This window comes from Moorena sp. SIO3E8, from assembly GCF_010692445.1.
GTDB classification, from domain to species: Bacteria; Cyanobacteriota; Cyanobacteriia; order Cyanobacteriales; family Coleofasciculaceae; genus Moorena; species Moorena bouillonii.
Genome location: NZ_JAAHHM010000175.1, coordinates 1 through 11,355 on the forward strand (window position 1 = coordinate 1; position 11,355 = coordinate 11,355).

At 45.0% G+C, this 11,355-nt stretch carries 9 protein-coding genes; 2 read left to right on the top strand and 7 right to left on the bottom strand.

What is annotated here, in order from left to right:
• Positions 1-324: 324 nt before the first annotated feature.
• Positions 325-2,232 carry a DUF4335 domain-containing protein gene (locus tag F6K46_RS34855; RefSeq protein WP_293062698.1) on the bottom strand — a complete coding sequence of 636 codons (1,908 nt, stop codon included), beginning with the start codon at positions 2,230-2,232 and terminating at the stop codon, positions 325-327.
• 255 nt (positions 2,233-2,487) lie between these two features.
• Here F6K46_RS34855 and F6K46_RS34860 point away from each other — a divergent pair, with 255 nt between their 5' ends.
• Positions 2,488-2,628 (top strand): hypothetical protein, encoded by a 141-nt coding sequence (locus F6K46_RS34860; protein WP_293062700.1) that lies wholly within the window; start codon positions 2,488-2,490, stop codon positions 2,626-2,628.
• Here F6K46_RS34860 and F6K46_RS34865 read toward each other — a convergent pair.
• The 6 genes from F6K46_RS34865 to F6K46_RS34890 form a co-directional block, all read right to left on the bottom strand.
• Entirely contained in the window at positions 2,611-3,198 is a 588-nt protein-coding gene (locus F6K46_RS34865; RefSeq protein WP_293024800.1) for a DUF3038 domain-containing protein, read from the bottom strand. The two genes, F6K46_RS34860 and F6K46_RS34865, sit on opposite strands and share 18 nt — an antisense overlap.
• Positions 3,199-3,347: 149 nt before the next feature.
• Positions 3,348-3,533: a hypothetical protein gene (locus tag F6K46_RS34870; protein WP_293062702.1), complete on the bottom strand. Its 186-nt coding sequence runs from the start codon at positions 3,531-3,533 to the stop codon at positions 3,348-3,350.
• Between the two features lie 254 nt (positions 3,534-3,787).
• The gene (locus tag F6K46_RS34875) at positions 3,788-6,475 is read right to left on the bottom strand and encodes an endonuclease MutS2 (RefSeq protein WP_293062704.1); all 2,688 of its coding nucleotides are present in this window, start codon (positions 6,473-6,475) and stop codon (positions 3,788-3,790) included.
• 612 nt (positions 6,476-7,087) lie between these two features.
• Entirely contained in the window at positions 7,088-7,972 is an 885-nt protein-coding gene (locus tag F6K46_RS34880; RefSeq protein WP_293062706.1) for a hypothetical protein, read from the bottom strand.
• A gap of 737 nt (positions 7,973-8,709) precedes the next feature.
• Positions 8,710-10,344, bottom strand: a complete 1,635-nt coding sequence (locus F6K46_RS34885; protein WP_293062708.1) for an amidase family protein — start codon at positions 10,342-10,344, stop codon at positions 8,710-8,712.
• A gap of 152 nt (positions 10,345-10,496) precedes the next feature.
• Positions 10,497-10,736, bottom strand: a complete 240-nt coding sequence (locus tag F6K46_RS34890; RefSeq protein ID WP_198953939.1) for a transposase — start codon at positions 10,734-10,736, stop codon at positions 10,497-10,499.
• An 85-nt stretch (positions 10,737-10,821) separates the two neighbouring features.
• Here F6K46_RS34890 and F6K46_RS40425 point away from each other — a divergent pair, with 85 nt between their 5' ends.
• Entirely contained in the window at positions 10,822-10,965 is a 144-nt protein-coding gene (locus tag F6K46_RS40425) for an IS630 transposase-related protein (RefSeq protein ID WP_366510771.1), read from the top strand.
• Positions 10,966-11,355: the final 390 nt, after the last annotated feature.

Consider the following 11,355-nt stretch of genomic DNA (forward strand, 5'->3'; position numbering starts at 1 on the left):
ATTTTGCGACCGCAGTCTTGGGAAATCCCTGTTAGTTTAATAATGGCTCTCACCACTCCTCTCCCAATCCTTGCCTAAATCCTAGTCTCTATCACTGTTTCGACTACTTTTGCCTAATGGATAGCTTAAAAAAGGGGGGAGCCATACTCGCTCGTCCCCCTTTTTTAAGGGGGATAATGGGGGATCTCCGAGGCAAGAAAACACGCCCTAGGGAGCGCAAACAAAAATATTGTCCAAAATTGCCTAACAATAGTTTTGGACATCCTAGGTAGGAAGGAATTTAACCTAATAGGTGGTAAGCAAGAGCCCCTATTACTAATTACGTCAATTCATCCCTTCCAACAAAGTTTGTACCTTACCATCTGGGTGTAGCACCACGCGAATTTTTGGTATACCTTCCCCTTCTAAAGGGGACACAAAAGTTTCACCGATCAGAGGTATGGGGGCATTGTCTATATAGGTTTTGGCTGCTTGCCCAAGGGGAATTATACGTCGGATAGTACCATTATTATTTAACCACAAACTATAGTTCAAGGTTTTCTGTAGCCCTTCAGGAGGTTGCCAGCGCTCCTGGAAATATCGTCTGGCTTCTGCTACCTGAGAAATCTTATCAAACAGGGTATTTTGAGATATCGGATTCGCTACAGTAGGCTCAGATGGCTTTAAGGAATCAGAAACAGGGCTACTCGGGACATTCAGTCCAGGCACAGCTTGATCGATAACAGAGCTACTCGGGAGATTCAGTCCAGGCACAGCTTGATCAATAATTCTAGAGGTAGAAGAACCTCTCTGGAGACTGGACACATTCTGTTGAGGAGCAGGGATGGCTTGAACCGCCACATTAGTAGTAGAAGAAGTAGAAGTAGAAGAAATCGAAGCAGTAGAAGTAGAAGAAATCGAAGACTCAACGTCAGGGATTACCACTGTTTCTGTGGGGATCGATAGACTTTCTCTAGAGGAATCCTGAGTTTCCAGCTCAGTAGGAGAAGGGGCTGGTTTAATAACCGGCAATTCTGATACAATTTGTACTACAGCGATGGGACTGGGTGGAGTTGGTTTGGGTTGGGTATCTGCCGATTCAGTAGGTACATTAGTTTTACTAGCCTCAGAAACAGGTGCCTCACCGTTACTAGTCCCAGGAGCAGTAGCAGGACTAACAGCAGAACTAGCAACAGGACTAGTAACAGAAGTAGCTACAGGACTAACAGCAGAACTAGCTACAGAACTAGCAGCACTCAGTTTGGGAGAGTCTGGTGTCCTAGCTGGAGCAGGAACAATCTTGAGCATCGGACGTGAATTCGGGAGTGAAGCTATTGCTGGCGCAGTGCGTACTGGTGGTGGAGAGGGTGGCTTAACGGGAGGCGGTGGCGGAGTGCGTACTGGTGGAGAGGGTGGCTTAACGGGAGGCGGTGGGGGTAACTTGGTTCCTGGGGACAGACGGGGTGGTACCGATGGAGTTGGGATGGGAGTGCTCGGTGCTGGGGGTACCTGGGAAATGACTCGCTTTTTCCCAATTTTGCTGGAGTCTAATGCTGTTGTTTGTGATTCTGCTGTTGTTAGTGTTTTCGCTTTCTCAACAGGCTGAGGTTTCTCAAGCAACTTAATCACTGCTGCTGTTACACCCACTGCCAACAGCATCGATGCTGCTGTACGTATCCAACCCGATGATTCGGGTTTCCAACTGGGCTGATTGAGTTTTGGTAGGGATACTACTTCAGCCGCATATTCATCCAAAGCGGTAGCTAAATCAAACAGCTGTGTAGCACTTAAATCAACCACTGACCCAGATTCTTCATTAGCCAGCTTACCCAGAAACAGGCTATGGCTCAGTAACCCTTTCGATTGCAGATGGATTGGCTGAGTTGGAACTGCTGTGGCATTTTCTGCCTGAGGGGTTGGAAGAGTTAGGAGAGTTAAGGGAGTAACCTCAGCCGATCGCGTAGCGTGGCCTACGGCCTTAGAGTTTCCAGAGGCAACCAGTTGCTTTGGGGACGGCTCAAGGAAGTGCTGAACATAGCCATCTACCGCTTCATACAACACATCTAAATCCTCTGCGTTGCCTCGTAACGTTACCTGTTGTTCTTCTGGCTTGCGGGGGTCATCAAAACGCAACTCAAACCGCAACTTCTTCACCACAGATTGTCCCACCCAGCGGGATAAGGGTGAGCGGTTTGCCCAAATTGATAGGGTACAGGTAGGAGGAGTGTAACGTCGCAGGACTATGTTAGTCATTGGTGATTATTTATTAGTCATTTGTTAATTGTTAATTGTTAATCGTTAATCGTTAATCGTTAATCGTTGATTTCTATAGCATTTCCCAAGAAATCATAAAACCCAATACTGATTTATCATAACACCAAAAAATCCTCTGCTCTCTTTCCTAATGTTCTCTGTTTACTGTTCCTATTCCGTTCTTTAATCAATTTTTTATCAAAAATGCTATAGCGTTTATCATAGCTATGAGGTACACATAATTTTTGACCATTTATGAGTTACCTACTCCCTACTCCCTACTCCCTATTCCCTATTCCCTACTCCCTACTTCCTAAAAACCAGGATTTTGTACCTCACCCAATTGATAAATGCTATATATTTTCCTGGATGCAATCCTTAAGATACTTTACCTAATAAGGCTAACCATAAACGCTGATGACCTTTTGCTCCACTATAGAAGAGTAATTTGATTAATAGTTTAAGAGCCAGTTGCTTTAAACTATCAGTTGACACCTTTTCTTCTTGCACCATCCGTTCTCGGTAAGTGTTATTAAAGTTGTCTAAATAATCTCCCAATAAAGCAGCACGATGAGGTTCACTGTTTTGTTGTGTCATTTGTTCGAGTAAAGCCACCGCACGACGGATTAGTTCTTGATGGTCTTTAGCCAAGTGACAGATGATTAAAACTAGCGATCGCGCTTCCTCCACATCCAGCTTTTTCCGTCCTCCTGAACTTTTGCGCAGGGGATTAGACTGACGCAGACGCCACAATGCTACTCGGTCTGTGATCATTGACTCTAAATTTAATTCAGCAGCAGCTTGCAGCATCTCCTCTGAGCCAATACCTGCTAGAGCTTCTAGACTAAGCAAGACTAAATCTAGCTGGGTTTTGATATTATCGAGATCGATTGAGTCTGCGGCTTGACTCAGAGGCAAATCCTCCCAAGCAGGAGGTGATTTTGGCATCTTGACAGTGGAAACCATAATTTTATTTTACTAAAGCAAATCCGGTTTACCCGTCGCTGTTACAGGTTTGGAAACAGGACTACGAAAGATTAAGGTATGTTTCCTGCTGGTAAAGCTTTGGTTGTCTGTTGAACGCGATCGCGTGGCCTATTGGCCAAGGTTGAAGGTTATCTGGTTGAAGGTTGAAGGTTATCTGGTTGAAGGTTATCTGGTTGAAGGTTATCTGGTTGAATGTTGTCTGGTTGAATGTTGTCTGGTTGAATGTTGTCTGGTTGAATGTTGTCTGGTTGAATGTTGTCTGGTTGAATGTTGAACGCGATCGCGTGGCCTATTGGCCAAGGTTGAATGTTCAAAAATGCATTCTAACCTGCTAACCTGCTAACCTGCTAACCTGCTAACCGGTTAACCTGCTAACCTGCTAACCTGGTAACCTGCTAACCTGCTAACCTACTAACCGGTTAACCTACTAACCTACTAACCTAGTAACCTGCTAACCTGGTAACCTGCTAACCTGCTAACCTAGTAACCTGCTAACCTAGTAACCTGCTAACCTAGTAACCTGCTAACCTAGTAACCTGCTAACCTGCTAACCTGCTAACCTGCTAACCTATTTAAGGTAAGCAACGGTAACACCAGTCCCACCCTCAGATTGTTCGGCTAGCTTAAAACGCTCCACGAGAGGGTGCTGTTCCAAGAAAGCGTGGACACCTTGTCTTAATCGACCAGTTCCTTTGCCATGAATAATCCAGAGTACTCCAAACTCTATCGCCTTAGATATTGCTTGGTCGATGTCAATCTCTGCATTAGCTACCCGACTTCCTCGAATATCAATGGTATTTTTCGAGGTGCGCACAGCCGTTGCTGGCGGCGAGACTGGGGTTGGGGCTGGAGCTGGTTTTGATGTAGTTTTTACCACATTTTCGGGTTTTTGTCCATCCAACGATTCCACATCTGCCAGGGCAATGGTCATTTTCATTAAGCCAAAGCGTACCGTTAGCTCCCCATTATCGGCGGCGCTGATTATCTCGGCTGTCTGATTCAATCGGGGGATGCGAATGCGATCGCCCACTTTGGGACGGAATCCTGGTTTTGGCTTAGGAGGCGGTGCGGCTGGGATTTGACGCTGGGCAATCTCCTTAAGAGCGTTTGTGGCTTTTTGGGCATTTTGAGCGGTTTGGGAGCCTTGCTGCAACTGCCGAATCACTTGGGCAATTTCTTTCTTAGCTTGTGCGATCGCATCTTGCACAGACCGTTCCTGGGAAAGCTTCAATTCCCGTTCCCGCTCCTGCAAAAGTTTTGCCCGTTCAGAGAGTTCCTGATGGAGAGATTCAGCTTGTTGCAGTAACTGATTTGCCTGTTGGGCTTTAGTTTCCTGAGTGCGCCGTTGAGCTTCTAAACCTGCAATTACCTCATTCACATCTTCCGAAGCTCCCCCCAAAAGGGTTTGAGCCTGATCCACCACCGATGGGTTTAACCCTAAGCGTCTAGCAATGCTCAAGGCATTGGAGCGACCGGGAATACCCCACAATAGACGGTAAGTGGGTGACAGGGTTTGGTCATCAAACTCTACCGAGGCATTCTCAAACCGCTCGTCTTGATATTTTAGTGCTTTGAGTTCCCCATAATGCGTAGTCGCAATGGTTAATTGTGTGGTGTTTGCTAGGTATTTCAGTAATGCGATCGCTAAAGCACTACCTTCTGCCGGGTCAGTCCCTGCTCCTACTTCATCTAATAGCACCAGTGACGCACGAGGAGTTGAAGGTTCTTCAAGGTTGGCAGGTTGAATGTTGTCTGGTTGTTCGCGTAGCGTGGCCTTTTGGCCAAGGTTAGCAGGTTGAATGTTATCTGGTTGTTCGCGTAGCGTGGCCTTTTGGCCAAGGTTATCTGGTTGTTCGCGTAGCGTGGCCTTTTGGCCAAGGTTATCTGGTTGTTCGCGTAGCGTGGCCTTTTGGCCAAGGTTATCTGGTTGTTCGCGAAGGACTTTCAACCTACCAACCTGAAACTCTTGAGAACCTCCAACTTTCAACCTGTCAACCTGTAACTCTTCTTTTGGGGTAGTTATCGCCTCAATAATCCGACTAATCCGGCGAATGTGACCCGAGAAAGTGGATAAACTCTGTTCTATAGACTGCTCATCCCCAATATCTGCCAGAATTTGCTCAAACCAAGGCAGTTCTACTGGTTCCCTTGCTGGCACAAATAAACCCGCTTTTGCCATCAGTGCCGCTAAACCAAAGGTTTTCAACGTAACGGTTTTACCGCCAGTATTGGGACCGGTAATAGCAACTACCCGAATATAGGACTGAATCTGGACATCAATCGGAACCACTGATGTGCCTTGTTCATGTTTTTGCTGCCAAACTAGCAGAGGATGGCGCAGTTGCCGTAGAGTAATGCTTTCATTCTGATTGCGGTCAATGAATCTAGGGGGATTGGCTTCTAACCACAGACTATACCTAGCCTTAGCGGTAGCTAAATCCAGGGTAGTTGCTACAACCAGCAACCGTTCCAAGTCTGGCTTAACTGCTGCTACTTGTTGGCTCAAGGCACGACGTACTGCTTCCGCTTCCACTTGTTCTTGCCGCCGCTGGGTCCGCAGTTGATTGCCTAACCCAACAATGGACTTCGGTTCCACGTATAGGGTAGCACCGGTGCTAGAGGTATCGTGAACAATACCAGGAATAGAATCTTTCTGGGGAGCTTTAACCGGGAGTACAAACCGATCAGCCCGTTGAGTAATTAACTGTTGCTGTAATGCCCCCCCTTTACGCTGGACAATCCCCTGGAGGATTTCATAAATTCGGTCTCGCAATGATTTAATCTGAGTCCGAATGCCTGCCAGTTTGGGGGTTGCCCGGTCAGCTACATCCCCCCGGTCATCGATACAACGGTGAATTTCTTGTTCAAGTTCTGGGTAAGTGCGGCTGTCAGCCACCAGTTCCTTCAGAATTGGGACATCCTCTTGGTCTTCAATAAACCGCCGTAGACGCCTCACACCAGCTAAGGTTGTTGCGATCGCTAATAGTTCCTCACCAGACAAAATGCCTTGGAGCTCTGCCCGATCCAGAGATTCACCAATATCTTGGATGCCGTCAAAAGTTAGTCCTGTGTCTAAACTAGTTTCCAGTTGATAGGCTTCTTTAGTCTGGGCTAGCAGGTCTAGGCTTTCCGGTTGAGTTGCTGGGGGGTGGAGATAACGAGCCGCAAAGGCTCCCAGCTTAGTAGCCGCAAACGTAGCCAGGTGTTGGCACAGGCGGGACCATTCCAGTAGTTCTAAGGTTTCAGATTGAATCAAGGCTCAGAGACAAACGCATACCTCAATTGTATTATCCGATAATTCGGTTAGGAGTGGGAAAGTTAAGATTGATCAAATTACCAATAACGTGAGTATTCAGCAATCAGCACTCAGCGGTCAGCTTATTTTCTTCAAAAGCTGTCTCGTTCCCGTAGCTTGGCCTACAGCTAATGGCTGATAGCTAATGGCTGATAGCACCTCAAGCAGCGTGTTCATAGGCTGATAACTGATAGCTTATAGCTGATAGCTTATAGCTGATAGCTTATAGCTGATAGCTTATAGCTGATAGCTTATAGCTGATAACTTATAGCTGATAGCTTATAGCTGATAGCTTATAGCTGATAGCTGATAGCTGATAGCTTACCTAATTAGTAATTGCCCTCTGAAAAAGACACAAAAACCCCAAATTGGGATATGCTGGAAATAGTTGATGTATGCCCTACCAGATTTATCCTAAATTCTCCTTCTTCAGATGGTTTAATCGTATGGTAGGGCTTCCCTAAGGTTTTTAGCTCCAGTACTAGTACTGTAACTTACGTACAAAGTCCTGAGTGGAGCCATTGATTTTATCCACTTCACCCGATTATCTCATCATTCCAGCATTATCAAAAACTACTTGTCGGATAACAGTCTGCTGGTGGTATCCGGTAACGTAGGAGTAGGTTTGTAAGGCAGAGGAATATACTGTACCGATGGACGTCCACCTTGAGGTTGGGGGTACAAATCCATTAGTTTATAGATAGCTTTAGGTAGACCAACCGTGACAGGTAGACCTAGTTCAGAGGCTTCCTCGACTGTAATCGGACAGTCATGGGTGATTTGACCAGTAGTAAGAAAGTCAATAATTCTATCGATGTGTTCTGGGTCAATCTTCTGCTTAGGGATATCGTCTAGCAGTAGCGTTCGCACGAAACGTTGCACCTGCTTAATGGCTTTGCCTGCCAAATCGGCCATCATCAAGGTTTGATCCTCAATACTCTCAAGGGGCTTTTGCTCCACAACTCTGAGAATGCTAGCAGCAGCAGTATTCCCTAATTGAGGGTCAACTGGTCCAAGGACAGCATTGGCATCCATCACAATTTCATCAGAGGCTAGGGCTAACATGGTACCACCACTCATGGCATAGTGGGGTACAAAGACAGTAACTTTAGAAGGATGACGAATTAAAGCTCTAGCAATTTGTTCTGTAGCCAGCACCAATCCCCCAGGAGTATGTAAAATAAGATCAATAGGAACATCTGGTGGAGTTAGACGGATTGCCCTGAGCACTTGTTCAGAATCTTCAATAGATATGTAGCGGGACACAGGGATGCCAAACAAGCTAATAGACTCTTGTCGGTGAATCAGTAAAATTAACCGACTTTTGCGGTTCTCCTCAAATTCTTGCAAAGCTCGAAAACGTCTATACTGCATCTGGCGACGTTGCCACAAGGGCTGCAACGAGGAGATGATTAGAAAAATCCAGAACAGATCAAAAAAGTTAAAGCTAAAGTTCATCGCTTACTTACAGGTATCTAATAGTTGTACCCTTTAGTTTTCCCGTGGGAAGGGATGCTTTATTGCTAATTTTTAGTTTTTTTGGCTTAGTTTTGTGGGCTCATGACTTGCTAGAGAAACCCAGACTGTTTTTAATTCTTCAGCAATTCCTGATCATAGTGTGCCCTATCACCTGTAGTTTAAGCAACGCCAAAACTCCTGTACATTAACTTAAGTGAAGTTTTGTTACAAAAAGCCAACCTTAGTCATAAAAGTTAAGGGTTAACCCTGATTAGTATTTAGTGACTCAATCGAGAGTATATGCCCTTACTAATCAGTTTGGTGATTGCTGCAGTAGCGACTTACCTTTCTCTGAACACTAAAGAAGAAATATTGAAAGTGGCATCATTGTTAGTAGTGATAATTTGCCTGTTGCTAAGCTTTGTTTTTGCCCCACTACTAATTAAAGTGTTGATTGTCGGAGTTTTCCTAGTAATTCCTAAAATCCCCAGGAAATCTTAAGTCTTGTGGCTGAATGCTTAAACCCACATTCCGCAGGTTGGAGAGGAGATTATAAAAACCCCTACAATAACTCGTAGGGGTGTGTGGATGATTTCTATTGATTTATTGGTTGTTACTAGATCGCTGAATCAGGTAATCTAAAATAGTTCCGATTCCCTCACTTAGCAGCACTAGTAGTACCTTGAGACTCAGTTAGTTATGATTTGGTCTAGATCCCAAAAAATCTCAGTTACCCACTAATAGTCAAAATTTTCACCGGGCAAAGCGGGAGTGGTTGTTGGAGGTCGCCGAAACTGGGTTGCCTGTTCGTAAGCATAAGCGAATCCCAGTAAGGTAGGCTCACTGTAAGGCTTACCAAAGAAAGTCAGTCCTAGGGGTAATCCCTGCTGAGTAAAGCCCATTGCCACAGAAATGCCGGGAAAACCAGAAACGTTGGCTAAGTACCCTGGTATGTAGGGGTCACTTGAGGCACATTGATAGGTTGGATCCTCGACATTATAGAGCGGACCGGCAGGACAAGTCATGGTGGGCCAAATAATCGCGTCGAGATTTTGGGCACTCATAATCGATAAAATCTCCTGGCGAACCCTAGGAAACTCGAAATGGAGAATATAAAGATATTCGGGATCAGCCAGTTCTGGATGCTTTAGAGATTCTTCAAACCCTCTGACGCGACCGGGATTGAGAGCCTGTTCAGAATTGAGTAATGGGTTAGATAAGCTCATCGAATACATTTCCCTCAGGGTGTCAGGGAATGGAAGCTGGAGGTTTTTGAGGTAACTATCGATCTGGGGTTCAAACTCAGCCTCTGTTACCGGTGCCATGAAAGGCCAGAGGTTTTCCAATTTGGGAGAGAAATCCACCGACTCAACTGTTGCACCTAATTCCCTCAGCTTAGCAACTGCTGCATCAGTTGCAGCATCTACCTCAGGGTTCCCACCCCGAAAATCAATCGCCACCCCAATTCTTGCCCCTTTTAGGGCTTGTTTATTGAGAAACTGGGTGTAGTCCTTATATGTTTTCCCTTCACTGTCCAGGGTACGGTAATCATTGGGATCAACCCCTGCCATTACACCCAAAGCGATCGCTGCATCTGTCACGGTTCGAGCTATAGGGCCCGCACTATCAAAGGAGAGGGTTAGGGGGATAATACCATCTCGACTAACCAGTCCCTGAGTAGGTTTGATACCGACAAGACCTGCTACTGCTGCAGGGCCACGAATTGAGCCTGAAGTATCGCTTCCGGTGGCTAAAACAGCAAAATTTGCCGCAATTACAGCCCCACTGCCTCCACTCGAACCCGAAGGATCACGAGTTAATTTGTAGGGATTGCGTGTCAGTCCCCCAAGGGAACTGTAACCTAGCCTACCATAGGATTCAGCAAATTCACTCATATTTGCTTTACCAAGAATAATGGCTCCTGCCTCTCGCAACTTCTTAACAGTAAAAGCATCATCGGGGGGTAAGGAACCTTCCAGCAGCACCGATCCTCCTGTTGTGGGTAAATCGGTAGTGTCATAGTTATCTTTCAGAATGATGGGGATGCCATGTAAAGGACTTCGCGGTCCTTTCTGCTGGCGTTCTTGGTCTAACGCCCTTGCTTCTTTAAGGGCATTGTTATTGATAGAAATTAGCCCATTAATTTTCGGACCTTGATCGTCATAGGCTTCAATACGATTGAGATAAAGTTGCACTAATTGTTCGGAAGTGAGTGCATTATTCTCAAAAGCTTGGTTAATCTCTGCGATTGTTGCTTCCCTGAGACGAAAGGTCTCAGCGACTGCCTCTGAGGGAAAAGTACTCAGACCTAACATGAAAAGATAAGTCAGCCCTTGTTTAGCTATTTGCCACCAGGTCAGTTTTTGTTTCATATCTAAATTGAAATTGCCGCATCAAGAATCTTACTGATTGAACTAAGAGGATGTTTGAAAAGTGATCAGAGGTCAAACTTTAGGCCAAGCGGCGACCCATGATCCGTATCATTGCCAGATAAATGAATGTCTCTGATGTTTCAGCCCATAACTCATAAGTCTCTGACCAATCGACGGCATCCCATCAGCCAAGCAAAAGTGCCCTCGACTACCCAACGCTTTTTAAGCAGGACGAAGCCTTTGGTCTGTTGGGGTCGAAGTACGAATTGTACCATCCAACCGCAGAAATCCATGACCCACATGATCAAAGGCTCACAACTATTGCCTCCATCAACCCAAATCAGATACAACCGCGAGACCGCCTTGCCCATCTGTTTGACTTTGTCGAGCACTCGTTGACCCCCAAATCGTTCCGTCCTATAGCAGTCGAAGCAAAGAATAGGACATACTAGTAATCAAGTCAAGCTTTATTAATTAATTAATAAAAAAACAGTTCCTTACAGTTACGATTTAAGAACAAAAGTCATGAGTGCTATTGATGATGGCATGGGAAAAACTAAAGCTAGTTGTCTCTTGGAAATTAGCCGAAATACAATTATCTGCTTAAAAAATAGAAAGTAAACAGCAAATTCTAGGCAAAAAGAGGGTTATAAAAATAGATAAAAACCGAAACTTATTGATTTTTATTATTTTATTAAAATTCTATTAAATCAGGGTAGCTAACTTAAAATAAAATTGCAATAATATTGCAATAATGTGGTAAAAGTTAATTATTAATATCACTACAAATAAAGCATAAAAAATCAGTTTTATCCGAAAAAAAAAACTTACGGCTATCGAGAAAATAATGAATAAAAAAGGCAAGATTTTCTAGATAAAATTTCTAAGAGGTTGTCTGAGAAGTCTCATTTGCTACATCCAAGCCCCCGTTGGTCCCCCAATTCTGGGGGACTTTTACAAGCAAATGGACTCTTGTTCCCCCCAAAGTTGGGGGGTTAGGGGGGCAAAATT

What these genes read in the sequence shown, in the direction of transcription:
- F6K46_RS34880 (WP_293062706.1), bottom strand. Translation starts at nt 7,972, where the DNA reads ATGAACTTTAGCTTTAACTTTTTTGATCTGTTCTGGATTTTTCTAATC.
- F6K46_RS34885 (WP_293062708.1), bottom strand. Translation starts at nt 10,344, where the DNA reads ATGAAACAAAAACTGACCTGGTGGCAAATAGCTAAACAAGGGCTGACT.
- F6K46_RS34860 (WP_293062700.1), top strand. Translation starts at nt 2,488, where the DNA reads ATGAGTTACCTACTCCCTACTCCCTACTCCCTATTCCCTATTCCCTAC.
- F6K46_RS34865 (WP_293024800.1), bottom strand. Translation starts at nt 3,198, where the DNA reads ATGGTTTCCACTGTCAAGATGCCAAAATCACCTCCTGCTTGGGAGGAT.
- F6K46_RS34855 (WP_293062698.1), bottom strand. Translation starts at nt 2,232, where the DNA reads ATGACTAACATAGTCCTGCGACGTTACACTCCTCCTACCTGTACCCTA.